The organism is Streptomyces sp. NPDC052496, assembly GCF_040679095.1.
Taxonomy (GTDB): Bacteria; Actinomycetota; Actinomycetes; order Streptomycetales; family Streptomycetaceae; genus Streptomyces.
In genome coordinates this window covers 49,044-74,288 of sequence record NZ_JBFAUH010000011.1, presented here as the reverse complement: position 1 = coordinate 74,288, position 25,245 = coordinate 49,044, and the positions used below count along the sequence as shown (strand labels likewise).

Sequence of the window (25,245 nt, the reverse complement as noted above, 5' to 3'; positions counted from 1 at the left end):
CCGCCGCGCCCACATCCGGAACGCGCGACGGCAGCCCGGGCACCGCGACGGACTTCCGCCTGCTGCCGAACTCCCCGCCGGGGCGCGCCGCACCGGCGTACGACGACGGGTGAACCCGCCTGGCTGCCGATGGCCCACCGCCTGGACCACTGGCTGCGCGACCGCGGTGAGAGCCTCGGCGGCGGCCTGGACCGCGGCACGGCATCCGGCGCAATCCCCGGAATCCGACGTTAGCGATCCGAGCAGCGGGGAACGCGTGTGCTGGCGGCCGGAACAGCGTGTTCACCCCGCCCCACGAGCGGTTTTCCGGTCGCGGTCACGCACCGGCACATCTGACGGAGAAAGGCGGAACCATGCCTGCTGCACGCGACATCATGACCCCCGGAGCCGAGTGCGTCGGCGCCGAGGAGAGCGTCCTCGACGCGGCCCGCAAGCTCACCGACCTCGGCGTCGGCGCGGTCCCGATCTGCGGTACGGACGACCGGCTCAAGGGCGTCCTGACGGACCGGGACATCGTCGTCAAGGTGCTGGGCCAGGGCAAGGACCCCGCGCAGACCAAGGCCGGTGAACTGGCCCAGGGCGAGGCGGTGACGATCGGCGCCGACGACGGCGCGGACGAGATCCTCGCGACCATGGCCCGGCACAAGGTCCGGCGCCTGCCGGTGATCGACGGCCACCGCCTCGTCGGCATGGTCGCGCTGGCGGACGTCGCCCGCGCGCTGCCCGACTCGAAGGCCGGTGACCTCCTCGAAGCCCTCTCCACCGACTGAGCGCGCCCCGCGCACCGCGGGTACGGAGTGCGCCCACGCCGGACCGTAGGCACGATGGTCCACGCGGCGTGGGCGTACGTCCGTCAATCACCGTGCACCGCGGTTCGAACACCGGTTTGGTTATGGCGCCGCCCCCGCCGTACGGGTATACACAGGCCCACACGACGGGAGGCACACCATGGCGATCGACGGTTTCACGACCTGTCTGTGGTTCGACGGCCAGGCCGAGGAGGCGGCCCACCACTACCTGTCCATCTTCAAGAACTCCCAGCTCGGCGATGTCGTCCGCTACAACGAGGCCGGACCGGGCACGCCCGGCGAGGTGATGGCGGTCGAGTTCGTCCTCAACGGCCAGAAGTTCATGGGACTCAACGGCGGCCCCGAGTTCACGTTCAGCGAAGCCGTCTCGTTCCAGGTCCGCTGCGCCGATCAGGAGGAAGTGGACTACTACTGGGAGAAGCTCGCCGACGGCGGCCAGGAGGGCCCCTGCGGCTGGCTGAAGGACAAGTACGGCGTGTCCTGGCAGGTCTTCCCCACGGAACTGCTGGCCCTGGTCAGCGACTCCGACCCGGCGAAGGCGAAGCGGGCCACCGAGGCGATGCTGCGCATGCACAAGATCGACCTCGCCGCCGTCCGCTCCGCACACGCAGGGGAGTGACGAGGCACCGGGGCGGGGTGCGGGCGTCCGTCCGCACCCCGCCCTCGCGGCGTCCGCACGCCCCGCCGGCACCTCCACTCGTTCGGCGGTGCCTTTGATGGCAAACCGGGACCAACGGGTAAGCAGCCCCCATGTCTCTCGATGCTCCCCTGACGGCCGCGCCCCTGCCGGTCGAAGCGCCGACGGCCGCCTCCCACCTGGCCATCGGCATCGGCCCCCTCATCGCGGGCATCGTCGTCGTCATCCTGCTGATCGGCGCCGTCGGGTACGGCTACCGGCGCCGCGCACGCCGACAGGACCGCCCACCGCGCGCCCACGCAGGCCCCCGCCACGCCAAGAGGACGGGCAGGAACGGCACCTCGGCACGGGCGGCCGACGGCGTGTCCCGGGAGAGCCACGACGAGCAGCCGCCGTCCGGCGTCGACGACATGGGCCGGTACGGCACGCGCCCCGGCAACTCCGACGAACCGCCGCCGTGGAACGAGGGGAAGAGCGGCTCCTTCGGCAACGGCTGAGGGCCGCGGCCCATGGTGTTCCGCCGCCGGAAGGCCCCCGCACCGGAACCGGCGCGCCCCCGTACCCGTACCGGTCACCTGGCACACGCCGCGTTCGAGGCGCTGGACCGCCGCCTGCCGCTCGCCGAGGGCGGCAGGTCCCTGCTGCGCAAGGCGTTCCCCGACCACTGGTCGTTCCTGCTCGGCGAACTGGCGCTCTACGCCTTCCTCGTCCTCGTCCTCACCGGCACGTACCTGACCCTCTTCTTCGACCCGGTGACCGCGCAGACCGTCTACCACGGCCGGTACACCCCGCTGTCCGGGCTGCCCATGTCGCACGCGTACGCCGCCACGCTGCACCTCAGCTTCGACGTCCGGGGCGGGCTGCTGCTCCGGCAGATCCACCACTGGGCCGCGCTGGTCTTCCTCGCCGCCATCGGCGTCCACCTGCTGCGCATCTTCTTCACCGGCGCCTTCCGCCGGCCCAGGGAGGTCAACTGGATCATCGGGGTGACGCTGTTCCTGCTGGCGCTGGTGGAGGGGTTCGCCGGGTACTCGCTGCCCGACGACTCGCTGTCCGGCACCGGCCTGCGCACCGCGAACACCATCGTGATGTCCGTCCCGCTCGCCGGCACGTACCTGAGCTTCTTCCTGTGGGGCGGCCCGTTCCCGGGAACGGACCTCGTCAACCGCCTGTACGGGCTGCACATCCTGCTCGTCCCGGGCATCCTGCTCGCCCTGATCACGGCCCACCTGATCCTCGTCGTCCACCTCAAGCACACCCAGTGGAGCCGGCCCGGCACCACCAACCGCAACGTCGTCGGCCGCCCGATGTACCCGCACTTCGCCGCGAAGTCCGCCGGCCTGTTCTGCATGACCGCGGGCGTCCTGACGCTCCTCGGCGCCCTGGCCCAGATCAACCCCGTCTGGGAGTACGGCCCGTACCGGGCGGACCAGGTCGCCACCGACGCACAGCCCGACTGGTACGTCGGCTTCCTGGAAGGCGCGCTGCGCCTCATGCCGCCCTGGGAGAGCGACCTCTGGGGCCACACCGTCCTGTGGAGCGTCCTGGTCCCGGCGGTGATCCTGCCCGGCCTGCTCTTCCTCGCCCTGTACCTCTGGCCGTTCTGCGAGGCGTGGCTGACCCGCGACACCCAGGAACACCACCTGTGCGACCGGCCGCGGAACCGGCCCACCCGTACGGGCCTCGGAGTCGCCGGCCTCGTCTGCTACGCCGTCCTCCTCGCCGCCGGCGGCAACGACGTGACCGCCTTCGGCTTCCGCGTCTCGGTGAACGCCCTGACCTGGTTCTTCCGCGTCGCCCTCGTGGTGGCCCCGGTCCTCGCCTTCCTGCTCACCAAACGCCTCTGCCTCGCCCTCCAGAGCGAGGACCGCGACGCGCTGGTGGCGGGGGAGGAGACGGGCGAGGTGACCCAGGACGTGAGCGGCGGACTCGGCGAGGAGCGCCGCGGCCTGTCCGCCGAACGCCGGTACCGGCTGCTCGTACGCGACGTCCCCGAACCGCTCCCACCGCCCGCCGACCCGGCCCGCCTCGCCCGGCGGCAGCGCGTACGCCTGGCCCTGAGCACCTGGTACCACCGCGACCGGATCGACCTCCCGGCCACCCCCGAGCAGCGGGCCCGCATCGCCGAACGGACGGCCGGGCCGGGGCACGGCCCGGGCCACCGGGGCGGCGACCGCACCTGACGCCTCACGTACGCCCGGCGAACTCCAGCGCCATGCCGGCCACCGCCGCCACCAGCAGCCCCACCCCGATGAGGAACAGCCACAGGCCGAAGACGACCCCCAGCGCGGTCAGCGCCACCGCCAGCCCGGCCAGCGGCGGCCGGCCGCTGCGCGGCGGGAAGAACCCCAGCCCGCCGGAGCGCTCGCGCACCTCCGCCTCCTTGCGGTCCTCCGGCCGGGCCCCGCGCCGACGGTGGTTGACCGTGCAGAAAGCACACACGAGCGACGCCATCAGAAAGGAGACGGCCAGCGCCGCCGTACCGGCCGGTTCCCGCGACCACAGCGCGTAGCCGAGACCGGTCACGAAGAAGAACCCCGCCACCCCGGCGAAGAGGAACGCCTCGGCCTTCACGGATGACGCTCCCGGTGCGGATCGGGGGTCGGCCCGGCCCCGCCGCGCTGCGGGGCGGGCAGCCGCAGCACCTCCGGATGGTGCAGGTCGAAAGCGGGGGAGTCGGAGCGCACCCGGGGCAGCGCGTGGAAGTTGTGCCGGGGCGGCGGGCAGGACGTCGCCCACTCCAGCGACCTGCCGTACCCCCACGGATCGTCCACCGCCACCTTCGGCGCCCGGCGCGCCGTACGCCAGACGTTGTACAGGAACGGCAGCGTGGAGAGCCCCAGCAGGAACGCGCCGGCCGAGGACACCGTGTTCAGTACGGTGAAGCCGTCGGCGGCCAGATAATCGGCGTACCGCCGGGGCATGCCGCTCGAACCCAGCCAGTGCTGCACCAGGAACGTCAGCTGGAACCCGGCGAACAGCGTCCAGAAATGCACCCGCCCCAGCCGCTCGTCGAGCATCCGGCCCGTCAGCTTCGGCCACCAGAAGTAGAAGCCGCCGAACATCGCGAAGACCACCGTCCCGAACAGCACGTAATGCAGATGCGCCACGATGAAGTACGAGTCGGTGACATGGAAGTCCAGCGGCGGCGACGCGATCAGCACCCCGCTCAGACCACCGAGCAGAAAAGTCACCAGGAATCCGCCCGCCCACAGCATCGGCGTCTCGAACGACAGGCTGCCCCGCCACATCGTGCCGATCCAGTTGAAGAACTTCACCCCCGTCGGCGCCGCGATCAGAAAGGACATCAGGGAGAAGAACGGCAGCAGCACCGCGCCCGTGGCGAACATGTGGTGCGCCCAGACGGTCGCGGAGAGCATCGTGATGGCGATCGTCGCGCCCACCATGCCGATGTAGCCGAACACCGGCTTACGGCTGAACACCGGAATGATCTCCGTGATCACCCCGAAGAACGGCAGGGCGACGATGTACACCTCCGGATGCCCGAAGAACCAGAACAGGTGCTGCCACAGCACCGCTCCGCCGTTGGCGGGGTCGTAGACATGCGCCCCGAACTTCCGGTCCGCCTCCAGGGCGAGCAGCGCGGCGGTCAGCACGGGGAACGCCAGCAGCGCCAGGATCGAGGTGAACAGCACGTTCCAGGTGAAGATCGGCATCCGGAACATGGTCATGCCCGGCGCGCGCAGGCACATGATGGTGGCGATGAAGTTCACCGCGCCCAGCGTGGTGCTGAGCCCTGACACCACCAGCCCCATGGTCCACAGGTCGCCGCCCGCGCCCGGGGTGCGCACGGCACCGTTGAGCGGCGCGTAGGCGAACCACCCGAACGACGCGGCGCCCTGCGGGGTCAGGAACCCGGAGACCACGATCAGGCCGCCGAAGAGGAACAGCCAGTACGTCAGGGCGTTCAGCCGCGGGAAGGCCACGTCGGGGGCGCCGATCTGCAGCGGCATCACCGCGTTCGCGAACCCGGCGAACATCGGTGTCGCGAACAGCAGCATCATGATCGTGCCGTGCACGGTGAACAGCTGGTTGTACTGCTCGTTGCTGACGATCTGCAGACCGGGCCGGGCCAGTTCGGCCCGCATCACCATCGCCAGCACGCCCGCCAGCAGGAAGAAACCGAAGGCGGTGACGAGGTAGAGGTTCCCGATCACCTTGTGGTCGGTGGTGGTCAGCCAGCGGCGCACCGCCCGGCCCACCGTGTCGCGGGGCGCCGCTCCGGCCTCCGTACGCGTGCCCTGCCGAACCTCGATGACCATGAACCTCCGCCCGGCCCGCGCCGAAGACCGGCACGGGCACGCCGACACGTGCCGGGAGGCGGGCACGGACCGCCTCCCGGCGCGCGGCCGCCGACCGGCATCCGACAGCCTGACACCAGCGGCGGCCGGATCGGCGGCGCCCACGGCGCGGGGCGGCCCGCCGCCACCCGGAAGGGTGCACCGGACCGCGTACCGACACCGGCACTCAGGCCCGGCGCGTCACCTCGGAGGCCGCCGGCCCGCGGCGCAGGGCCGACAGCCGCAAGCGCCAGAGGAAGCCGGGCGTGCCGGCTGCGGCGGGTGGTGGGGCCGGGGTGGGGGGTTGGTGAGGGGCGGGGACGGAGGATCGGCGAGCGGGCTCGTGGTCAGGGCCGGCTTCGTGCTCCGGGCCGGACCCCGCGCTCGGGGCGGACCCGGGCCGCGAGCCGGAGCCGGGCCTCTGCTCCGCTTCGTACGGGGCGTAGCTCAGGGCGCGCAGATAGCCTGCCAGCGCGCGTTGGGGATCGATGGGCATGACGCACCTCACCTGCTGATCGCTGCTGCGTGGTGCGGAAGCGCCCCGCGGAGGCGGGAGCGCGGTCCTGATCAGCAGCGCAGGACGGTGTGGCGCGCGCGGTCACCCGCGGCGTCGGGGACGCCCGGGCGCAGATCGGTCCAGCGGGCGAGAAGCCGGTCCAGCCGTCCGGCCCGGCACGGCAGCGACGGCATGAGGGCCCGCGCCGTGGGGGAGCGGTCGGTACGTCCGGTCCGGGGCGCCCGGAGCGCGACGCTCTGGGGAAGGTTGTCGTCGGCCACCGGATCGGGCACCGACATCGCGGCGACCTCGGACGGCCCGGCACCCGGTTCGAAAGCCGCGGGCACGGAACCGCACAGGGCGATCAGCACGGCGACCAGCATCAGGACACCGGCCCGTGCCACGGACCGGTGGACCTGGCAGCCCCCTCGGTTCATGCACAAAGGGTAGTCGTTCGACTACTGTGCGCGCATGTCATCGAATGGGTGAGATTGGCGCCGCGCGAACCGGCCGAGACACATGAGTGGCGGGAGACCGCCGGTCCGTGGCCGCCCGCGACCCGCCAGGGCCCACCGCCTCACCATGCCCGGAGGAGCCGTATCCGTGCCGACCGTCCCGCTCCGTCCCGTCCCCGGTCCGCGCGGCCTGCCGTGGCTCGGAAATCTGCCCGCCTTCGGGAAGGACCCCCTGGCCTTCATGGCCCGGCTGCGGGACGAGTACGGGGACGCGGTGCTGTGGTCCCTCGGCCCGCGGCGCAGCCTGTTCCTCTCCCACCCGCAGCACATCGCCGAGTTCCTCGCGTCCCGCGAGTACGCCTACGGCCTCCTGGAGGTCGGCTGGGCCTTCCAGCAGATCGCCGGCAGGAGCGTGGTCCGCAGTACCGGCGCCGACTGGCGTCGCAAGCGCGGCCTGGTCCAGCCCACCGTCCGCCCGCGTCAGGTGCGCCGCTACACCCGGACCATGGTCGACAGCGCCCTCGCTGTCGCCGACCGCTGGCGCGCGGGCGAACGCGTCGACGTCCGCCAGGAGATGGTGCTGCTCACCCAGCGTGTCGTGCTCCGCACGCTGTTCGGCAACGACCTCGGGGACCGGACCCGGGCGCTCGGCGAGGCGATGGCGGTGGCCGAGCACGTGATGGGCGCCGAACTGCGCGGTATCGGCCTCTTCCTGCCGGACTGGGTGCGTACGCCCGACCGACGGCGCCTGCTCCGGGCCGTGGCCACCATCGACGCCGAGGTGCACCGGCTGATCGTCGCCCGGCGCGAGGCGAAGGGCGGGGGAGGGAGCGAGGGGGAGGGCGACGACCTGCTGGCCCGCCTTCTGCGGGCCGCCGACGAGGACGGGCGGCCGCTGTCCGCCAAGGAGGTCCGCGACGAGGCGGTGACCCTCTGGACGGCCGGCCACGAGACGACGTCCACCGCGCTGACGTGGATCTGGTACCTGCTGTCGCGGTCGCCGGAAGCCCGGGCGCGGCTCGACGACGAACTCGACCGCGTCCTGGCCGGCCGGCCGCCCACCGTCGACGACTACGAGCAGCTCGCCTGGACCCGGCAGGTCGTCAAGGAAGCGCTGCGGATCTACCCACCCGCCTGGGTGATCCCCGCGGTGGCCCGGGAGGGCGCGGTCCTGGGTGGCCGCGCGGTCCCGGCCGGTACGACGGTGTGGTGCAGCCAGTGGACGGCCCACCGCGATCCGCGCTGGTTCCCCGACCCGACGGCGTTCCGCCCCGAACGCTGGGACGCCGACGCGCCCGACGTCGTCCCCGACCACGCCTGGTTCCCGTTCGGCGGCGGTCCGCGCGGCTGTATCGGCGCACGGTTCGCCCAGGTGGAGACGGCGCTGCTGCTGGCCACTCTGGGGCAGCGCTTTCACCTGGACGTCACGCCGGCGCACGCGCCCCACCGGATCGGCATCCTCATCCAGCCGGCCGTACCGCTGGTGGCCACCTTGCGGGCGCGCCCGGCCCGGTGACGTACGCACACGTATGCCTGCATGCACGTGCGCCCGCAGGCACGCACGTACGCACGGGGCATCGCGCGGTGGCACCGCCCGGCCGCTCGCGCGCTCTCAGCCGAGCATGCCCAGCTCGGTGTCCGGACGGCAGCCGTAACACGCCTCCACGCCCTGGCTCAGAGCGTCGACCGCCTGCTCGCGGCTGATGGCCCGGCCGCGGGCCTGGCCGCACCCGCCGGCATGGACGCGGACCGGGCGCCCGTTGCGGCCCCCGAGGCGTTCGGTCTCCAGCAGCCAGTCGGGCCGGGGCGGCCGGACCGGAGCGGGGCGCTGGCGTTCCTGCTGTTCGAGGTGGTGGATACGGGTCCGTACGGCGGCGAGCTGCAGGCGCAGCCATGTCTCCAGGGTGCGGAGGCGCGGCAGGTCGGGGGGCAGTTCGCTCACATGTTCGAGTCTAGCCGTCCCGGCCGGTGCTGACGGGCGGGGGAGGCGGGGAAGCGGCGCGGGCCGGGGGCCGGCAGGCCACCGCGGCGCACAGCAGCGCGGCGGCGATGCCGCCCAGGTGGGCCCGGCTGGAGAGGGTGGAGGTCACCACGCATTCCAGTGAGAAGGTCACCACCGTGCCCACGACCACCACGGAGGCCCGGCAGGCCCACCCGGTGCAGATCAGCAGCCCCACCACGGCCGCGGAGGGGCCGGTGTCGGCCAGCGTCGCCTCGTCCGGGGGGACCGACAGCGGATGGCCCGGGCCGAGGGTGAGCAGGAAGCGCGCGAAGAACGTCGCCGCCGCCGTGACGAGCAGGGACACGGTCGCCGTACGGAGCGTCCCGAGGGCGCACTCGGCCACCCCGAAGATCACGATCACCTGGGCGAGCGCGCCCCACCACGGAAGCCCCGGCGCCGGCGCGAACAGCGACAGCGGCAGCCGCAGCAGCACCAGCCCGACCGGAACGTCGGCCCGTACCCCCGCGAGCGACCAGACCAGCCGCTCACCGGCGTCCGTCAGCGCGAGGGCGTGGAAGGTGATCACGAGGACCGTGGAGACCGCCGTCAGCGGTACGGCGGCGAGCCGGCGACGGCACAGCGCCGCCCAGGTCGGCCCGGCGAGACGGTGCCACTGCGCGAGGAGTGCGCGGCCGACGCGCGTCCACACGCCGGGCGCGCACTCCCGCGCTCCGTCGTCGCCCGCACCGCCGGAGCCCGGCGGACGGCGGCCAGGCGGCGCCGCGTGGTGCCGGGGCTGCTGCCGCTCGGCCAGGGGCCCCTGCCGTCCGGTGCGGGAGACGCGCCGATGCGGCTCCGGCACCTCCCCTTCCCGGCGCGGAAGGGGCCACCATGCGCCGGTCACCGGCCGGTCCTGTTCTTCATCGCGCCTCCGACACGAACCGGGCGACCGGGTCGCGGTCCGACGATCGTGGTCAGTCGTCACTCCACGCGTACATCGCTCCTGCGTCACGCGTGCCGCACACGTGACGCACGCATGCGGCACTCGCGCCGCATGCGTACCTCACAGGTACCTCACCGGCTCCCGGCCCGGCTCCCGCGGCCCGCCGGTCTTGGCCGGTTCACTCTTTCGCCACGGGTGCCCCGTCGGGCTGAGTACATGTCAGTCGCGGGGCGGCCCGCCCGCCCCGTGCCGTTCTGCGAGGATGTCAAATTACGACGTTCCTCGTACAATGGTGATCCCCGGCTGGAACCGACCGCCCGAAGCCGACTCCAGGAGCCGCGCCATGACGACCACCACGACGCCATCAGCCGACCGGCCCGGTGCCCGCGTCCTGGACCACCCGGACCGTGCGGAGATCCGCCTCGAAGACGTACTGCACGCCCTCGCCGACCCGATGCGGCTGCGGATCGTACGCCGCCTGGCAGCCGCCCAGGGCGAACTCTCCTGCACGGTCATCGAGCTGCCCGTCAGCAAGTCCACCTGTACGCACCACTACCGCGTACTGCGCGAGCACGGCGTCATCAGCCAGATCTACCGCGGCACCGCCAAGATGAACGTGCTGCGCCGCGCGGACCTGGACGCCCTGTTCCCCGGACTGATCGAACGGGTCCTGGAAGCGGCGGAACTCCAGGAGGGACGCCTCGGCGACGAACACCCCGGCGACTGACCGGGCCCGGACGCGCCACGCTGCGCCTCCGGGACTCGCCGGTGCGCCACCACGCTCACCGACGCTCGCCGGACTTCCACGACGACCGGCGAGGCGGCGCTCAACGCCCCCCGTCCTCCGCCGCCGCCAGCAGCTCCGGCCACTTCGCGATCTTCACGGTGGTCCGGCCCAGGCCCCGGCCGAGCGCCGCCTCCGCCGCCTCGATGCCCAGCCAGCCACGCCAGGGGACCGGCGCCTGCCCGGCCCGCCGCAGCGCGGTCAGCGGATCGTCCGGCAACGGCTCGCGCGCCAGCGCGTCCGCGTCCGCCAGCAGCGCGGCCGCGGTCTGCTTCGCACACGGACGGTTCGTGCCGATCACCCCGGTCGGCCCCCGCTTGATCCACCCCGCCACGTACTCGCCGGGGCAGGGCACACCCTCCCGCAGCACCCGCCCCTCCACGTGCGGCACCGTCCCGGTCGCCGCGTCGAACGGCAGGCCCGCCTGCGGCATCCCCTGGTACCCGACCGAGCGCAGGACCAGCTGCGCCGCGATGTCCTCGTACTGCCCGGTCCCCGTGACCCCGCCCGTCCCGTCCGGCACCGTCCGCTCGAACCGCACCCCGCGCACCCCCGACTCCACGTCGCCCAGCACCTCGACCGGCCGCAGGAAGAACCGCATCCGGATGCGGCGCCGCCGTTCGAGCCCCCCGCCCGCCCCGTCCTGCGCGCCGCCCTTCCCCTCGGCCCAGCCGCGCAGCACCTCCACGTTGCGCCGGTTCACCGCGGGCAGCCCCGAGGGATCGCCGTACGCCGGGTCCAGTGCCAGCTCCTCGGGCCGTACGACCACGTCGGCGCCCGGCAGCGCACCCAGCTCGCGCAGTTCCTTGGTGGTGAACTTCGCCTGCGACGGCCCGCGCCGGCCCACCATCCACACGTCCGTCACCCGGCTCTCCGCGAGCGCGCCGAGCGCCGCCTGCGGCACGTCCGTACTCGCCAGCTCGTCGGCCCCGCGGGCGAGGATCCGCGCCACGTCCACCGCGACATTGCCGACGCCGATCACCACCGCCGACCGCGCGGTCAGCGGGAAGCGGCCGTCCGCCGCGTCCGGGTGCGCGCTGTACCAGGAGACGAAGGCGGTGGCGGAATGGCTGCCGGGCAGTTCTTCGCCGGGGATGCCCAGGTGGCGGTCGGTGGCGGCGCCCACGCAGTACACCACCGCGTGGAACATGCGCCGCAGCTCCCGGGGGCCGAGGCCGTCGGCCCCCACGTGGACGTTGCCGAGGAAGTGCACGCGCGGGTGCTCCAGCACCGTACGGAGGTTGTGCTGCAAGGACTTGATCTTCTCGTGGTCGGGGGCGACCCCGTAGCGGACCAGCCCGTACGGACACGGCAGCCGGTCGAGCACATACACCTCGACGTCCGGTACGGCCTCTTGCCCGACCAGCGCCTGAGCGGTGTAGACGCCACTGGGTCCTGAACCGATCACTGCGACACGAAGCACGGAAGGCCCCTTCCCGCGGAGTACTTCCAGAATCGCACCGGCGTGGGGTGCGCGGGAGGTGTGCTGCCCGGGTCGCCCGGCGAAACGGCGAGGAAAGGCCGACAAGGGTGAACTCCACGCGGGAATCAGCCGTCACCCGCCCGAGCGATTCCCCACGCGGCCCCGAAGCACCCCGAGACCGCCCTTCGGAACCCCCGGCCCTCCCTACCCCTCCGCCACCAGACCTTCCCGCCCCGCCAACGGCGGCTCCTCCGCCGGCCCCAGGACCTCCACCGGTGGCGGATCCTCCACCGGTCCCAGGTCCTCCACCGGCGGCGGATCCTGCAACGGCGGCGGGCCTTCCAGCGGCGGCTCCGGCCCCTCGCCGGGCGGGGTGCCCAGCTCCCAGTCGAGCCCGTACCGCTGGAACAGTTCGGCCCGCAGCCGCGCGGCCGGCATCGGCGCCCCCGGCAGCAGCACCGCCACCACCGCCCCCATCAGCAACGCCCGCAGCAGCCGGTAGTCCGTGTCGGCGTCCTCGGCGCCGTACCGCTCCACGGTGTCCCGCAGCAAGAACGCCAGCCGCTGCTGCTCGGGACACTGGATGAAACCTTCCGCCGTCAGGATCCCGGCCATATGCGTACGCATCAGCAGCGGCCGCTCCTGCGCCAGCCCCAGAATCGCGTCGATCGCCCGCGCCAGCCGCTCCCGGCCCGCGTCCACCCCCGCCGGCACGGGCTCACGCTCCAGCGCCGCCTGCAAGCTGTGGTGCATCAGCCGGTGCACGGCCGACTGCAACAACTGCCGCTTCCCGGGAAAATAGTACGAAATCAGCCCACGCGCCGACCCGGCACGGGAGGCGATGTCCCCGAGCGTCGTCGCTTCGTACCCGCGCTCGTCCACCAGCTCGACGGTCGCCTGCAACAAGCGCTCCCGGGAACGCCGCCGCAACTCTTCATTGACCGAGGGGCTGCGGGGGGACATGCTGTTAACTCCTGCGTTGACTGGCTGAGAGCCAATATACTCAGCACGTCTCCGGATGTCCGCCCCGACGCGGCCACGACTCCGGTGAAGCTGCCTGAGTCGGGCGACGCGGGGGATCGCCCGACTCAGGCGCGTGCGGTGTCGGACACGTCCCTGGTGACCTGCATTTTTGCAGGTCACCAAGGGCGTGGCGGGGCGCGGCGGGGTGCAAGTTCGATCGCCTCTGGTCACCTCGAGTCGGGATCCGGCCTCGGGGAGCAATGGAACAGTGGTTGGCGTCAAGCACGGACGCCGTTGACGGCGGGCGTTCCCGCCGGTTACCCGTGCTTGTCCGGTCCGGCGTCGGCGAAGGCGCGGTATCCGCCGAGATCTCGGCTGGGCGAGGACGTCGCCGCGGTGTACGACTCGGACCGGACCCGGGGCCATCATCGGATGCTGACCCACCGGCGTAGCGAGGTCGTGTCGGACATTCAGCAAGACCGCCGTCGTCATCACCACGAAGTCCGCCGAGCGCAAGCTCTTCGGCCTCGCCACCGCAGGCGTCCCTCTCGCTTGACCTCTTGCGCGTCAGCCCGGCAGCCAGTGCAGCTCGTGCGCCAGGGTTTTGGCGACGGCACGGATGCGGCGGTGCAGCGGCGACTGTTCGCGTGGGAGGACCAGGTGGATCGTCAGGCTGGGCGCGCCCCGCAGCGGTCGCCAGGTGAGACCGGCCGGTTGTGCCGTGACCGCGGCTTCTCCGGCCGGGGCGAGGGTGAGCCCGTCGCGCAGGTCGCGCTGAGACATGTCGAAAGAGACTGCGGGCGTGTGGAATCGGGGGTGTGGCCGGGTGTCTCGGAACAGTGCGGACAGCTGATCGTGGATCACGGGGTTGGCTGCACGGTCCGGGAGTCGCAGCGGATATGCGGCCGCGTCGGCGATCTCGATCTCCGGGTGTTCGGCCAGCGGATGGTGCTGCGCCAGCTGGACCCCGACGCGCGCACGCCGCAGCAGGAACCGGCGCACGCCACGGCCCGGCTGCTCACCACGGGTGATCCCGGCATCGATGCGGCCCTCGGCGACCGCGGGGGAGATCTCCGGTGTCGCCATCGGGACCGCGCCGACCTGGAGTCCGCTGTTGCCGCGAATCAGCCTGTCCACCAGGGCCGGTGCCGTCTCGGCCCCGGCGCTGAGGCTGTATCCGATGCGCAGCGTGCCCAGTTCACCGGCCGCCGCGCTCTGGGCGGTGTCCCATGCCCGGTCCAGCGCCGCCAGCGCGGGCGGCGCGGACTCCGCCAAAGCCGCACCGGCCGTGGTCAATACGACGCTACGCGTGTCGCGGATCAGCAGGGCCGTACCGAGTTCCGCCTCCAATCGGCGCATCCGGGCGCTGAGTGCGGGCTGTGCGATACCGATCCGTGCGGCCGCGCGGGTGAAGTTCAACTCCTGCGCCAGCACCAGGAAGTACCGCAGGCTCACCGTATCCGGCGCCACGTGCCCTCCCTGCCGATTGATAACGATCCGTTCTGAGTCTATCCCGTACCGGTATTTCCCTGGACCGAACATCGAGCCCTAACCTGCGCATATGACGATTCAACTGACCGCAGTACCCGTCGCCGGGATCGATCGATCTGAGTGTCAATTCGAAGTCAGACGTGTCCGGCCGAACAGGGGAGGTTTCCATGGCTAAGGGCTACTGGGTCAGTGTCTACCCCGCCATTTCCGACCCTGAGGGGCTGACTGCCTACGACAAGCTGGCCGGTCCGGCTGTCCAGGCTGGGGGCGGGCGCGTCCTGTCCCGGATCCCGTCCCGTGGCGGCCGAGTCGTCGCCCACGAGGCCGGAATCACGCAACGCGTCGTTTTGATCGAGTTCGACAGCTTTGAACAGGCCGTCGCGGCATACGAGAGCGAGGCATACCAGAAGGCGCTGGTGGCCCTCCCCGACGGCTTCGAGCGCGATTTCCGCATCATCGAAGGCATCGACTGACCGGCGGGCCCAGCCATCGCTGCGCACCCGTCACCTGATACGCACACGGTGCTGAACGACGACTCACGAGACGAGTTCGAAGCCACGCGCCCCACGTCCCAGTCCGTCGTCGACGTCCTCGACGGCCTGATCCCTGTCGGGCGGATCGAAGAAGCGACGCGACGTCCGGGCCAGCTGGACTGTCTCGCTGACCTCGTCGACGAAACTCACCCTCGCCCGAAGCGAACCGTGAACCGCTTCTCACACGACAGATCGGTCCAACGAACACAAGGCTTCGATGACCAGGGGCGCATCCTGCATCCATCTGTCGTGTGCCCCGTCGGGGCTACGCAGAGTACTGCTATGCAGTTTGAAGAACCGCAGGTCAAGACCTCTTTCGAGAGGTTTCGATCTGCGGTTCTTCTGTTGTTGAAGTAGCCCAGGGGCGCGCCTGGCTGCGCCAGGATGGCGCACTGGAGCCGGCCGCCGTGCGACGCTGACCATCCGAGGAGCAGCCCTCGATCACGGGCGAGACGGTCTCACATGGACACGTCTCATGCCGGGCTACCGCCCGTATCCGATGCGGAGGGCGGCGCTCGGGGTGTCGGGGTCGACGGGCGCGGGCGCCGGGGCGCCGCCATGGCTGGCCGGGCTCGCGGTCGGCGGGGGAAGGCACGCGCAGGAGTTTCGCGAGCGGGGCGCCTTGGTGAAGCGGCCGGCGTGACAGGTCCCGGCGACCGCGCCGGAGCGCGAGCGACAGGGTGAGTCCGGCGATGCGTGACAGCGTGGGCAGGGGTAGCGCTCGACGTCGTCCGCTCAGGACGATCTCGGACGGTTGCAGAGGAAGCAGCCCTCCCAGTGCGGCAGTGCGCTGAGCACCCGATGTCGTGCGCACGAGGCCACCGCACGTTCCTCCGGAGACGGAAAGGCGGATCGTAATTCAACTCGCTCCACCGGTGGCGGCTCAGTGCCAGTTCGGCGGTGCGCAGTACGAAGTCCTTCGATCGGGCGCGCTCCGCCGTGGACGCGCCCCACGCGATGTCCCGCAGGTCGAAGCCGACGGCTCCGCGCCCCATCACGTTCTGGTCCTGCAGCGTCAGGAGAGCAGCGTTGCTCACCCTGAGTCCGACCTGCGACATCAGCTTCGATGTGGTGTAGTTCCGCGCGGTCGGGGCGAACTCGCGGCAGGTCGCCAGCTCGCGGCCCCAGCCGGTGGACAACGTGTGATCTACGGATCGGTCGGCGGAATTTGCCGAGCCGCCTCCCTGGACCCCCGCGGCACCTTCCCGAAGTACCCGTCGGTGTCGGCCGGTTCCGTATCCCCACAGCGGCCGGCCGAACCATGCCCGCATCTGGTCCAGGTGCCCGATGTCCCCGCGGATGGTGCCGTCCGCCAGCCCCGCCGAAGCCCTCGCCAGGATGAACCCGGCAAGCACATCGGTCGCGAACCGCTCCAGTTCCTCCGCCGAGGCCGGATCGCGGAACTCGCGCAGGTCCCGTACGGCTGCCAGCGCCAACCCGAGCCTCCTCGCCTTCACCCCGATCACGGATCGGCAGGACGAAGCGAGAACGATTCAAGGCTCCTGACGGCATGTCACCGGCTCCAGGCGCACCCGAAGGAGACAGAACCCCTGGTCACGGAGAGAAGGACTCAGCAGGGCTCAGGGGAGTTCAGGGGATGTCGCACACCTGGCGGCCTCCGGATCGGCGGACCGCGTGTCTCCCATCTCCACGCGGAAGGGGTATGTCCTGGCTGCGGTGAACGCGTCGTGGATCGGCATGATGAGCGAGGTGAGGCGACGGACGTCGGTGTCGCCGATCGGCGTCCAGAGGGCGGCGCAGTGCTCGTCGGTCTCGGCCTCGATCTGCTCGCGTGCCGCGATGCCGGCCTCGGTAGCGGTGCCGTCGGCGTGGAGCCAGCCGCGTGTGACGAGGCGTGTCGTTGCCGCGGCCACCTCCTCGTCGTTCCACAGCCGGGTGGCACGTGCGATCGCTTCCGGGAAGTGACCTGTCGCGGTTTGCAGGACGTTGCAGTCACACGGCCCGAGGCCGTTGGCGGCGAGCACGGTGACATGCGCGTCGCCGCGCCACTCGCGCAGCACCGTGATCTGCTGCCATAGCGCGACGAGCGGATCGGCTGGGAGGGGGACCGAGGCGTTGGCGGCAGCCATGGTCTTCCCGGCGTAGTCGGCGCTCGCGACGACCGGGTCGATCAGCGATCGTGCCTCGGCGATCTGATCGGCGGTAAGGCTCACGCCGACGCGCCGCAACGCACGATCGACGGCGGCGAAGCGAGCGGCCTGCCACTCCTCTGGCGTCGCTGCATCCCACACGCCTGCCATGGCCTGCACCGACCGCGGGCTGAAGTTGTAGAAGGCCGCGAGGGTGACCTGCCACGGGACTGCGCCCATCGGGGCTGACCGGAACGCGAAGTACGCCGGTCCGTACTCGGTCACGCCCAGCTTGGCGGCCTCTTCTGGTGCCTCGGGGATGAAGTAGACGAACAGGTGGGTCGCGTTGATGGTGAGGCTGGCCTCGCGGACGGCGCTCGGGTCCATGTCGGCGCGAGCGAAGGTGTGGGCGAGATGCATCGCGGTGGTCTCCTGGCAAGTGGAAGGATCAGGATCGTCTTGGTGCGTCCGGGAGGTCAGGACGGCTCTGGCGCGGTGATCCGTGCGGAGACCGCGCCGAGTTCCTGCACTTCGATCCGGACCGTGTCTCCCGGTGCCAGGTAGGGGCGGTGGCCGGACAACTCCTGGATGCAGCCGGTGCCCACGGGGCCGCTGGCGATGATGTCACCGGTTCGCAGCGTGGTGCCGCGCGACGCGTGCGCCAGCATCTCGCCGAACGACCAGTGGATCTCGTCCCAGCTGCCGCCGCCGTAATGCTCGTCGTTGACGTACCCGTCCATGCGCAGCGCATAGCCCTTGTCCGAGCGGTAGGGCTCCAGTTCGTCGGGGGTGACGAGGAACGGGCCGAGGCTGGTCGAGGCGTCCGTGCTCTTGGACGGACCGTACACGAACCCCATCTCGCTCGCGGATATGTCGCGTGCGCTCCAGTCGCAGTAGACCAGGTAGCCGGCGATGTGATGCTCCGCCGTGGTGGCGTCAAGATTCGAGCAGTCCCCGGCGATCACCGCGGCGACCTCGACCTCGTAGTCCCACAACTGAGCGCCCGGGGCGATGGGGACCTCGTCGTGCGGCCCCTTGATCGCTGCCGGGTTGGAGAAGTAGAAGAGCGGATGCCTGTACCAGACCGGGCTGACCGTGCCGTCGCCAACGGCTGCCTTACCCGCGTTGCTGACGTGACGTTCGAACGCGGCGAAGTCCCGGACCGCCGGGGGCACCGGTACCGGCGCCAGCAGGTCGGCCGCGGCCAGCTCGACGATCTCAGCCGGTTCCCTGGTTGCGGCGGCCTCCAGCCCGCCTTCCGCGCGCAACAGCTCCAACAGGCCCGTACCCACGGCGTGGATCTTGTTGTCGTGCACCACGCCGCAGCGCGTGGAACCGCCGGCGGAGCGGTAGCTGACCCACTTCATCGGGCAAGCACCTCCCGGGTGCAGTCGTAGAGCCATCGTGCGCAGGCGGGGGAGGATGCCTGACGGGCCAGGGGGACGGCGACTCCCTCGCTCACGGCGACGGGGCGTCCCGGGGTGCCGGAGTCCAGGAACGGCAGGACCTCCTTGGCGGCGGTCTCCACGGGCTCACCGGTCGCGCGAAGACGGCTGATCTGCGCGGTCTCGGCCTCGTCATAGTCACCGGGGAAGCTCGTGGCGACGGTGCCGGGGAAGTTGTTCACGTACCGGATGGCAGGGTGACGGTTGACGAAGTGGAACTCCAGGCCGTCGGCGGTCTCCGTACGCCTGGAGCGCTGGAACCGGGCACCCAGGGCGAGGACTTCGACCGTGACGAGCTCGGCGGAGAGCCGGTCGATCAGCCGCCTGTTCTCGTCGATGAGCTCCAGGTCGGTCCGGACGAACCAGGCGCCGGGCTCGGCCTTGTCGGTCCCGACGGCCACGACCCAGCCTCCACCCTTGAGGTGGATACGGGCGAGGCCGCGCCCGATGCCGTCGGTGTCTTCGGTGATCACGACCGTTTTCATGCGGCCACCGTCCGCGCGAACTTGACGATCTCCGCAACGAACAGCTCAGGCTGCTCCAGGGCGGCGAAGTGGCCGCCCGCGGGGATCTCGTCGTTGAAGTAGCGCAGGTCGTGATAGGCGCGCTCGGCCCAGATGCGCGGCGTACGCGTCAGTTCGTCCGGGAAGACGCTGACCCCGACGGGAAGGTCCAGCTCGGTCGGAACGAGCGGCTGCCGGGCGTACTCCCAGTACAGGCGGGCGGAGGAAGCAGCGGTGCCGGTGAACCAGTACAGGGAGATGTGGTCGAGGATCTCGTCAGGGGTGAGGGCGTCGGGCCGGGCCCAGTCGAGGAACTTCTCGTAGATCCAAGCAGCCAGCCCGGCCGGGGAGTCGGTCAGGGCGTAGCCGATGGTCTGCGGCCGGGTGCGCTGCACGACGTGGTATCCGGCATGGACGGCGAAGAAGCGGCTGCCCTGTTCGAGTGCGGCCTTCTCCTCAGGGGCCGGGTCGTCACCGACCGGTGGTGCGGCGAGGAACTCCGGGAAGTTGACGTGGATCGCACGCAGGCCCGCCAGGCGCTGCGCCCCCATGCGGGTCGCGACGACACCGCCCCAGTCGCCTCCCTGGGCCAGGTAGGAGCCATAGCCGAGGCGCCGCATGAGCACGCCGTACGCACGGGCGATCCGGTCCGGATCCCAGCCGGTCGAGGCGGGTTGGTCGGAGAAGCCGTAGCCGGGCATCGAGGGGACGACGAGGTGGAAGCCGTGCTCGGTGAGCGGGCCGAGGGTCTTGAGGAACTCCAGGAACGAGCCCGGCCATCCGTGCAGCAGCAACAGGGGGGTGGCGTCGGGGCGGGGCGAGCGTACGTGCATGAAGTGGAGGCCGAGACCGTCGACGGTCGTGCGGAACTGGCCCAGCTCGTTGAGCCGCCGCTCCAGAACGCGCCAGTCGTACCCGGTGGCCCAGTACTCCAGCAGCTCCTCAAGGCGCTCCCGCTGCACCCCTTGGCTGCTGTCCGGCGCTGTCTCCCGGCCGGCCAGGCGTACCCGGTGGAGCCGATCCGTCAGATCCTCCAGGGCACTGTCCGGAATGCCGATACGAAACGGTGTCACGCTGTCCGATGTCATGGTCACCACGGTGCGGCCGCGACGAGCGCGCAGTCCAATGATTGTTCCGATACAGGTCATACGGACTGCGCATAAGGGCAGCTAGAGTGGGGTGGTGTCCGAACGCTTCCCCGCACCCGTGGACCTCGACCTCCGGCTGGTGCAGTGCTTCACGGTGGTCGCCGAGCACCGGCACTTCGGCCGTGCCGCCGAGGCGCTGCACACCACCCAGCCGTCGCTGAGCCGGCAGATCCGCCGCCTCGAACAGCAAGTGGGCGTCCGCCTGCTCGACCGCACCACGCACGGCACCCGGCTCAGCGAGGCCGGCGAGGTTTTCCTGCCACAGGCCCAGGGGCTGCTGCGCACCGCCGTCGAGGCGATGGCCCGCACCCGTGCCGCGGCCCGGCCCAGCAGCATCACCATCGGCTACAGCAAGGGGCTGGTCATCACTGCGGCCGTGCGGGCCCTGCGGGACCGCAATCCCGATGCCGAGGTCCACACCCGCCTGCTCGCCTGGAACGACTCACGCGGCGCGCTGCTGGAACACCGCGTCGACGCGGTGGTGACGCGCCTGCCGTTCCCCACCGACCGGCTGCGCGTCACCGTCCTCCATGACGAGCCGCGCGTGCTGGTCGTGTCCCGGGACCACCGTCTGGCCGGCAAGGAGTCGGTCACCCTCGGCGACATCGCCGACGAGCCGATCCCCCACGTACGCCAGTCCGACCCGTTGCTGAACGCCTACTGGCGGCTCGATCCCCGCCCCGACGGGCGGCCCGCGCCCGACGGCCCCCTGGCCGAAGCCCTTGAGGACAAACACGAACTCATCGCCGCCGGACAGGCCGTGGCCATCGGACCGCCCCTCGACCACGCCACCGGCCTGCACCCCAGCCTCACCACCGTCCCGTTGCACGGGGTCGAACCGAGCCAGGTCGTACTCGCCACGCGCACCGGCGACCGCAGCCGTCTGGTCACCGCTTTCCGTAGCCTTGCCGAAGCTCTGCTCACCGGACCCCACCGGACCGGACCGATACACACGACATGATCAGACGCCACGATCGCCTGCGACGGCATGCCTCGCTGCTCGCGGCGGCCTACGCCGAGCCGCGGCTGCGGCAGCTCTTTCCGTGGGTCGGGATGTGGGAGTTGCATTTCAGCCGCTGTACTGAACTCCGTTGGACGTGGGATGTGCCGTACATCGGCCCGGCAGCACCCGGTCCGGACCACTCCGGTGCGTACTACGTCGCAGGGCCCTCACGGACACAGAAGGCCGGTAGGGCCGCTAGCGCGCAGGAAGCCGTGGCGATGGTCGTTGCGCGGGTGCCGTCCAACTGTGGCCCTGCGTTCGTCGGCACATCCGAGGGCCTCGCCGAGCACGAACGCCGGCATCGACAGAGCTCTTGAGCAGCCGCGGCTGGAGGAGGGGCCCACAGCAGGGAGTCCTCCCGCACCGTGCGGCGGACTCCACCGAGGTCGGGTCCTTCGCTGCGGGAACGGCAGCACGGCCGCGGCCGCCAGGGCGAGGCGGTGTGTGCCGGCCCGGCGCCGGTGGCCCGGGCCGGCACAGCAGCTGACTATGCCGAGGCAGGGTGTGGCCGCCGGCTCGGTGCCAGGTATCCGCCCCGGGCGAGGGCGGCCAGGGCTGTCGCGCAGGCCAGTCCCGTCGCGGCCAGGACGCTCCAGGCCAGCCAGCGGGCCTCGTGGCGGGCGGCGAAGTCCCACAGCGCGCCGGTACCGATGTTGCCCACGGTGACGCCCAGTCCGGAAACGGTGTTGTAGAGGCCGTAGTGGGTGGCTACCAGACGGCCTTCGGACAGCGCGACGACGGTGTCCATCTCGTAGGGGTAGACCACAGCGCTGCCCGCGGCCAGCAGGACGACGGCGGCGACGAGCGCGGCCAGGACCGCAGCGGGTACGCCGGAAGAAGTCAAGGCCAGGGGGAAGAACGCGAGCCCCATGGCGGCCAGGCCGCGCACCAGGGCCTGGCTGGGGCTCCACCGGGCCTTGGCCCAGCCGGTCAGCCGGAGTTGGCCGGCGACGGTGACGGCGGCCGAGATGACGAACAGGCCGCTGGTGGCCAGGGTGCCCCGGGCACCGAGGGCGTCGGAGGCGGCCAGCGGCAGGGCGAGGTAGACCTGAAAGGTCAGGACGTAGGAACCGACCATCGCCAGCGAGAACAGCAGGAAGGGCCGGTTCGAGGCGACCGTGCGCCACTGCGTGAGCACCCGTTCCCGTGCGATGGCGGTCGTGCCGCTGAGCCGGGGCAGGGTGCGCCATTGCAGCAGGGTGAGTGCGGCGAACACGGCGGCGGCGACCGTGCACACCAGGCGGAAGTCGGCGGTCAGCAGCGCCAGGCCGACGAGCGGACCTGCGAGCATGCCGGCTTGGTAGTAGACGTTGAAGGTGGCGAAGGCGTCCACCCGCCGCGGGCCGGCTTCGGCGGCGAGGTAGGCGCGGACGGCCGGGTTGAACAGGGCGCCGGCGAAGCCGGTCGCTGCGGAGGCGGCGATCAGGGCGGGCAGGCTGTCGACCCAGCCGAGCAGGCCGAAGCCGACGGTGCGCAGCAGGCAGCCGGCCATGATGGGGATCTTGTAGCCGACGCGGTCGGCGAGGGTGCCGCCGATGAGGAACATGCCCTGCTGGGAGAAGTTGCGTACGCCCAGGACGAGGCCGACGGCCCAGGCTGCCAGGGCCAGGGTGCCGGCCAGGTGGGCGGCGAGATAGGGCATGAGCATGTAGAAGGCGAGGTTGATGGCGAACTGGTTGGCCATCAGCAGCTGTGCTGCGGGCGGAAAGGAGCGGGTCTGCTGCCACAGGCGCTTCATCGGACTGCTCCCGCGGCGGTCCGGTCGTGGCAGGCGGTGGGTCGGGTCGGGTCGGTGACGTGGCGGCAGCGGGTCCAGCGGGTGACGACCCGCTGGCCGGGGGCGTCGATCTCGTCGGGGTCTTCGGCGGGCAGCTGGTCCAGCAGGTGGTGTTCGCGGCCGTAGGTGTCGTCGAAGACGGTGCTGACGTAGCGCTGCGGGCCGTCGGGGAAGACCGCGACGATCCGTTCCTCGGCGGGCACGGTGCGGGCCAGCCAGCGGGCGACCAGGGCGACGGCGCCCACGCTCCAGCCGCCGGTGGCGTAGTGGTGGCGGGCCAGGCGTCGTGCGGCCCAGACGGCTTCGGGGGCGGCGACCCAGTGCACCTCGTCGAAGAGGTGGTAGGCGACGTTGCGGGGGTAGATGCTGGAGCCCAGACCACGCATCAGGCGAGGCGCGGCGGGCTGGCCGAAGATCGTGGAGCCGGTGGTGTCGACGCCGACGACGCGCAGGCGCGGGAAGAAGCCGCGCAGGACGGAGGCGATGCCGGCCGAGTGGCCGCCGGTTCCCACCGACACCACCAGGGTGTCGATCCGGCCGAGCTGAGCGGTCAGTTCGTGGGCGAGCGGGGCGTAGGCGGCTACGTTGTCGGGGTTGTTGTACTGGTCGGGGCACCAGGCGTCACGGTGTGCGGCCAGGAGTTCTTCGACGCGGTGGCGGCGGGCCTGCTGCCAGCCGCCGGCCGGGTGGGGGCGATTCACCAGGGTGATGTCGGCACCGTAGGCGGTGAGCAGGCCCGTCATCAGGGGTTCCATGCCCGGGTCGGTGACAACGGTGACCGGATGGCCGAAGGTGGCGCCGGCCAGGGCCAGTCCGAGGCCCAGGGTGCCTGAGGTGGATTCGACGATGCGGGCGCCGGGCAGCAGCTGCCCCCGCGCCCGCGCCTCACGGACCATGTGCAAGGCGGTGCGGTCCTTGATGCCGCCGGGATTGTGTCCTTCGAGCTTCGCCCAGAAACCCCGCCCGGGGGCGGTGAAGGGCTCGCCGATCCACAGGACGGGGGTGTCTCCGACGAGGCCGGCGGGGGTGTGCATCGGGCGCCGGGCGCCGGCCAGCAGTTGGGCCGGGGCGGTGGGCACGGCAGTGCGGGTGAGCTGGTTCAAGGCGTGTTCCTCCTGCGGCCGGCGCCGTACGGCGGCCACCGGCCGTGAGTCGGGAAAGGCGGACGTGCTCACTGGCCGCGCCCGGAGCCGGCGCGGCCCTCGGAGCGCTCAGGTCCGCCACACGCCAAGGCGGGCCCGCTCCTGCCCGGCCGACGTGCGGCCGGGATTGGGGGGCGGCGGCTGGTCAGCCGCCGCGCTGTCCGGCTCGGCTTTGGTGAATCCGGTCGGCACAAGGCCCGGAAACGGCGGGGGAGAGGTGACCTGCCGTGAGGGCTGGAGTGTCGGACTGTCCAAACCTGAGCACGCTTCCCCGTGTCCGTGCAGCGCGTGCGCGGCCGCGGTGTCCGTGCGCTGTTCCGGTGCGTCCGCGCAGTCGAAGGCGACTGCCGTGACGGGGGTGTCGATGCGACCGGCACCTGCCGGTCCCGGTCCGTGCGCGCAGACCAGTACGTGGGCCAGGGCAGCAAGCAGTACCAGGATCACCGCTCCGGTCCGGGACGCGGAGCAGCCGAGCGGTACTGCACGGTCGGCCGTCATCGGCGGCCACAGTAATCGTCACGCCCGTGAAGAGAGCGTCAGATGTGAATTGTGGCCGATACCGGCGCTGCCGTCACCGCAAACGGTGAGGGCCGCGCGCCGTGCAGTCCGGGGCGGGCCTGCCGTGTCCCCGGGCGCAGTAGCCGTTCTTTCGGTGCCTGGCCGCTGGTGCGCTGTGGTTCCGGCAGGGATGGCTGGTTCTTCGCTCATCTTCCGCATCTGCGGCACCACAGACTGTGCCCCGGCTCGTGCAGCCCGCCCCGGAGAGGGCGCTCAGGCCGGCTCCATGACGGGCGGGGGAACTTCTACAGATCTTCGTTGCGAGCAGGGAGACAACTATGAACGGATCCAAGAAGCTGGCCGTGGGCGCCGCAGCGGTGACTCTCACGCTCGGCGGCTCGGTCGCGGCATCGTCCGCGTCCGCCGAGTCCGCTCAGGCCGCGGTGACGGCCACCACCACCGCATGGGCCAAGGTCACCTCGAACGGTCAGCTCCTGGGCGGCCAGGGCATCACCGGGATCAACAAGTTCGGCATCGGCCGCTACAACATCACCACGACCTCCGGCCTCAACGGGTGCGCCCTCCTGGGCACCATCAACACCAGCGGCGGCAGCGACCCCGGGCCGGGCAGCGCGTCCATCCTGGTCGGCCAGGTGAACGGGAACACCCTCTTCGTCCGCACCGCGACGCCGTCCGGGTCCGGCAGCGCAGCCGTGGACAGTGACCGGCCGTTCTCGATCACCGTCGTCTGCTGACCCTCCGCCAGACGCCGGAGCACGGCGTCACTCTGGCCGGACCGGTCAGAGCCAAGAACGCCCGCCAGTCCCGCGCCGGCTCGGCAGCCTCGGAAGCCGGCTGCTCT

Annotated in this window: 25 protein-coding genes; 10 read left to right on the top strand and 15 right to left on the bottom strand. The window is 71.6% G+C overall.

All coding sequences use genetic code 11. From position 1 onward, the window contains the following. The first annotated feature begins 353 nt into the window (after positions 1-353). The 4 genes from AB0L45_RS16690 to AB0L45_RS16675 all read left to right on the top strand — a co-directional run bounded on the left by AB0L45_RS16690 (position 354) and on the right by AB0L45_RS16675 (position 3,629). Positions 354-770 carry a CBS domain-containing protein gene (locus tag AB0L45_RS16690; RefSeq protein WP_365840418.1) on the top strand — a complete coding sequence of 139 codons (417 nt, stop codon included), beginning with the start codon at positions 354-356 and terminating at the stop codon, positions 768-770. A 178-nt stretch (positions 771-948) separates the two neighbouring features. Then, positions 949-1,428 carry a VOC family protein gene (locus AB0L45_RS16685; protein WP_365840416.1) on the top strand — a complete coding sequence of 160 codons (480 nt, stop codon included), beginning with the start codon at positions 949-951 and terminating at the stop codon, positions 1,426-1,428. 131 nt (positions 1,429-1,559) lie between these two features. Then, entirely contained in the window at positions 1,560-1,943 is a 384-nt protein-coding gene (locus tag AB0L45_RS16680; protein ID WP_365840414.1) for a DUF6479 family protein, read from the top strand. A 12-nt stretch (positions 1,944-1,955) separates the two neighbouring features. After that, on the top strand, positions 1,956-3,629 hold the full coding sequence (locus AB0L45_RS16675; RefSeq protein ID WP_365840412.1) for a ubiquinol-cytochrome c reductase cytochrome b subunit: 1,674 nt from the start codon (positions 1,956-1,958) through the stop codon (positions 3,627-3,629). Positions 3,630-3,633: 4 nt separating this feature from the next. On the opposite strand, the gene AB0L45_RS16670 is transcribed toward AB0L45_RS16675, so the two are convergent. The 3 genes from AB0L45_RS16670 to AB0L45_RS16660 form a co-directional block, all read right to left on the bottom strand. Beyond that, positions 3,634-4,020, bottom strand: coding sequence for a cytochrome c oxidase subunit 4 (locus tag AB0L45_RS16670; protein ID WP_365840410.1), 387 nt, complete (start codon positions 4,018-4,020; stop codon positions 3,634-3,636). Beyond that, complete coding sequence (gene ctaD / locus AB0L45_RS16665; protein ID WP_365840408.1) at positions 4,017-5,729, bottom strand: cytochrome c oxidase subunit I; 1,713 nt, start codon at positions 5,727-5,729, stop codon at positions 4,017-4,019. The genes AB0L45_RS16670 and ctaD overlap by 4 nt, the downstream gene beginning before the upstream one ends. A 585-nt stretch (positions 5,730-6,314) precedes the next feature. Then, positions 6,315-6,680, bottom strand: a complete 366-nt coding sequence (locus AB0L45_RS16660) for a hypothetical protein (protein ID WP_365840406.1) — start codon at positions 6,678-6,680, stop codon at positions 6,315-6,317. 145 nt (positions 6,681-6,825) lie between these two features. On the opposite strand from AB0L45_RS16660, the gene AB0L45_RS16655 reads away from it, so the two are divergent. After that, positions 6,826-8,214, top strand: a complete 1,389-nt coding sequence (locus AB0L45_RS16655) for a cytochrome P450 (RefSeq protein ID WP_365840404.1) — start codon at positions 6,826-6,828, stop codon at positions 8,212-8,214. 96 nt (positions 8,215-8,310) lie between these two features. Here the strand turns inward: AB0L45_RS16655 and AB0L45_RS16650 are convergent, their stop codons facing one another. After that, positions 8,311-8,640 (bottom strand): DUF6233 domain-containing protein, encoded by a 330-nt coding sequence (locus AB0L45_RS16650; protein ID WP_365840401.1) that lies wholly within the window; start codon positions 8,638-8,640, stop codon positions 8,311-8,313. Between the two features lie 10 nt (positions 8,641-8,650). Further along, on the bottom strand, positions 8,651-9,502 hold the full coding sequence (locus AB0L45_RS16645; protein WP_365840399.1) for a hypothetical protein: 852 nt from the start codon (positions 9,500-9,502) through the stop codon (positions 8,651-8,653). 424 nt (positions 9,503-9,926) lie between these two features. Here AB0L45_RS16645 and AB0L45_RS16640 point away from each other — a divergent pair, with 424 nt between their 5' ends. After that, on the top strand, positions 9,927-10,310 hold the full coding sequence (locus AB0L45_RS16640) for a helix-turn-helix domain-containing protein (protein WP_365840397.1): 384 nt from the start codon (positions 9,927-9,929) through the stop codon (positions 10,308-10,310). 100 nt (positions 10,311-10,410) lie between these two features. Here AB0L45_RS16640 and AB0L45_RS16635 read toward each other — a convergent pair whose 3' ends face one another. The 3 genes from AB0L45_RS16635 to AB0L45_RS16625 form a co-directional block, all read right to left on the bottom strand. Then, on the bottom strand, positions 10,411-11,790 hold the full coding sequence (locus AB0L45_RS16635) for an FAD-dependent oxidoreductase (RefSeq protein WP_365840395.1): 1,380 nt from the start codon (positions 11,788-11,790) through the stop codon (positions 10,411-10,413). A gap of 204 nt (positions 11,791-11,994) precedes the next feature. After that, positions 11,995-12,753, bottom strand: coding sequence for a TetR/AcrR family transcriptional regulator (locus AB0L45_RS16630; RefSeq protein WP_365840393.1), 759 nt, complete (start codon positions 12,751-12,753; stop codon positions 11,995-11,997). Positions 12,754-13,320: 567 nt separating this feature from the next. Next, on the bottom strand, positions 13,321-14,223 hold the full coding sequence (locus AB0L45_RS16625) for a LysR family transcriptional regulator (RefSeq protein WP_365840391.1): 903 nt from the start codon (positions 14,221-14,223) through the stop codon (positions 13,321-13,323). Positions 14,224-14,411: 188 nt separating this feature from the next. On the opposite strand from AB0L45_RS16625, the gene AB0L45_RS16620 reads away from it, so the two are divergent. After that, positions 14,412-14,717, top strand: a complete 306-nt coding sequence (locus tag AB0L45_RS16620; protein ID WP_365840389.1) for a DUF1330 domain-containing protein — start codon at positions 14,412-14,414, stop codon at positions 14,715-14,717. Positions 14,718-14,780: 63 nt separating this feature from the next. Here AB0L45_RS16620 and AB0L45_RS16615 read toward each other — a convergent pair whose 3' ends face one another. The 5 genes from AB0L45_RS16615 to AB0L45_RS16595 form a co-directional block, all read right to left on the bottom strand. After that, positions 14,781-14,927: a hypothetical protein gene (locus tag AB0L45_RS16615; RefSeq protein ID WP_365840387.1), complete on the bottom strand. Its 147-nt coding sequence runs from the start codon at positions 14,925-14,927 to the stop codon at positions 14,781-14,783. Positions 14,928-16,357: 1,430 nt separating this feature from the next. Continuing rightward, positions 16,358-17,287 carry a hypothetical protein gene (locus AB0L45_RS16610; protein ID WP_365840385.1) on the bottom strand — a complete coding sequence of 310 codons (930 nt, stop codon included), beginning with the start codon at positions 17,285-17,287 and terminating at the stop codon, positions 16,358-16,360. Positions 17,288-17,343: 56 nt separating this feature from the next. Beyond that, a complete protein-coding gene (locus AB0L45_RS16605; RefSeq protein ID WP_365840383.1) occupies positions 17,344-18,234 on the bottom strand; it encodes a fumarylacetoacetate hydrolase family protein in 891 nt (296 codons plus the stop codon). Then, positions 18,231-18,797 carry a hypothetical protein gene (locus AB0L45_RS16600; protein WP_365840381.1) on the bottom strand — a complete coding sequence of 189 codons (567 nt, stop codon included), beginning with the start codon at positions 18,795-18,797 and terminating at the stop codon, positions 18,231-18,233. The genes AB0L45_RS16605 and AB0L45_RS16600 overlap by 4 nt, the downstream gene beginning before the upstream one ends. Further along, a complete protein-coding gene (locus AB0L45_RS16595) occupies positions 18,794-19,912 on the bottom strand; it encodes an epoxide hydrolase family protein (RefSeq protein WP_365840379.1) in 1,119 nt (372 codons plus the stop codon). The genes AB0L45_RS16600 and AB0L45_RS16595 overlap by 4 nt, the downstream gene beginning before the upstream one ends. Before the next feature lie 85 nt (positions 19,913-19,997). On the opposite strand from AB0L45_RS16595, the gene AB0L45_RS16590 reads away from it, so the two are divergent. Both AB0L45_RS16590 and AB0L45_RS16585 read left to right on the top strand, forming a co-directional pair. Beyond that, on the top strand, positions 19,998-20,924 hold the full coding sequence (locus AB0L45_RS16590) for a LysR family transcriptional regulator (RefSeq protein WP_365840377.1): 927 nt from the start codon (positions 19,998-20,000) through the stop codon (positions 20,922-20,924). Continuing rightward, positions 20,921-21,283 (top strand): DUF6193 family natural product biosynthesis protein, encoded by a 363-nt coding sequence (locus AB0L45_RS16585; protein WP_365840375.1) that lies wholly within the window; start codon positions 20,921-20,923, stop codon positions 21,281-21,283. Before AB0L45_RS16590 ends, AB0L45_RS16585 begins: the two co-directional genes overlap by 4 nt. Before the next feature lie 170 nt (positions 21,284-21,453). Here AB0L45_RS16585 and AB0L45_RS16580 read toward each other — a convergent pair whose 3' ends face one another. Together AB0L45_RS16580 and AB0L45_RS16575 are read right to left on the bottom strand one after the other, a co-directional pair. Then, complete coding sequence (locus AB0L45_RS16580) at positions 21,454-22,704, bottom strand: MFS transporter (RefSeq protein WP_365840373.1); 1,251 nt, start codon at positions 22,702-22,704, stop codon at positions 21,454-21,456. After that, positions 22,701-23,846: a PLP-dependent cysteine synthase family protein gene (locus AB0L45_RS16575; RefSeq protein WP_365840372.1), complete on the bottom strand. Its 1,146-nt coding sequence runs from the start codon at positions 23,844-23,846 to the stop codon at positions 22,701-22,703. The genes AB0L45_RS16580 and AB0L45_RS16575 overlap by 4 nt, the downstream gene beginning before the upstream one ends. Before the next feature lie 875 nt (positions 23,847-24,721). Here AB0L45_RS16575 and AB0L45_RS16570 point away from each other — a divergent pair. Continuing rightward, the gene (locus AB0L45_RS16570; protein WP_365840370.1) at positions 24,722-25,138 is read left to right on the top strand and encodes a hypothetical protein; all 417 of its coding nucleotides are present in this window, start codon (positions 24,722-24,724) and stop codon (positions 25,136-25,138) included. Positions 25,139-25,245 lie beyond the last annotated feature (107 nt).

Coding starts and splice junctions, on each gene's coding strand:
- ctaD (WP_365840408.1), bottom strand. CDS start 5,729: ATGGTCATCGAGGTTCGGCAGGGCACGCGTACGGAGGCCGGAGCGGCG.
- AB0L45_RS16580 (WP_365840373.1), bottom strand. CDS start 22,704: ATGAAGCGCCTGTGGCAGCAGACCCGCTCCTTTCCGCCCGCAGCACAG.
- AB0L45_RS16630 (WP_365840393.1), bottom strand. CDS start 12,753: ATGTCCCCCCGCAGCCCCTCGGTCAATGAAGAGTTGCGGCGGCGTTCC.
- AB0L45_RS16675 (WP_365840412.1), top strand. CDS start 1,956: ATGGTGTTCCGCCGCCGGAAGGCCCCCGCACCGGAACCGGCGCGCCCC.
- AB0L45_RS16600 (WP_365840381.1), bottom strand. CDS start 18,797: ATGAAAACGGTCGTGATCACCGAAGACACCGACGGCATCGGGCGCGGC.
- AB0L45_RS16690 (WP_365840418.1), top strand. CDS start 354: ATGCCTGCTGCACGCGACATCATGACCCCCGGAGCCGAGTGCGTCGGC.
- AB0L45_RS16620 (WP_365840389.1), top strand. CDS start 14,412: ATGGCTAAGGGCTACTGGGTCAGTGTCTACCCCGCCATTTCCGACCCT.
- AB0L45_RS16585 (WP_365840375.1), top strand. CDS start 20,921: ATGATCAGACGCCACGATCGCCTGCGACGGCATGCCTCGCTGCTCGCG.
- AB0L45_RS16660 (WP_365840406.1), bottom strand. CDS start 6,680: ATGAACCGAGGGGGCTGCCAGGTCCACCGGTCCGTGGCACGGGCCGGT.
- AB0L45_RS16605 (WP_365840383.1), bottom strand. CDS start 18,234: ATGAAGTGGGTCAGCTACCGCTCCGCCGGCGGTTCCACGCGCTGCGGC.
- AB0L45_RS16570 (WP_365840370.1), top strand. CDS start 24,722: ATGAACGGATCCAAGAAGCTGGCCGTGGGCGCCGCAGCGGTGACTCTC.
- AB0L45_RS16655 (WP_365840404.1), top strand. CDS start 6,826: ATGCCCGGAGGAGCCGTATCCGTGCCGACCGTCCCGCTCCGTCCCGTC.
- AB0L45_RS16640 (WP_365840397.1), top strand. CDS start 9,927: ATGACGACCACCACGACGCCATCAGCCGACCGGCCCGGTGCCCGCGTC.
- AB0L45_RS16680 (WP_365840414.1), top strand. CDS start 1,560: ATGTCTCTCGATGCTCCCCTGACGGCCGCGCCCCTGCCGGTCGAAGCG.
- AB0L45_RS16610 (WP_365840385.1), bottom strand. CDS start 17,287: ATGCATCTCGCCCACACCTTCGCTCGCGCCGACATGGACCCGAGCGCC.
- AB0L45_RS16685 (WP_365840416.1), top strand. CDS start 949: ATGGCGATCGACGGTTTCACGACCTGTCTGTGGTTCGACGGCCAGGCC.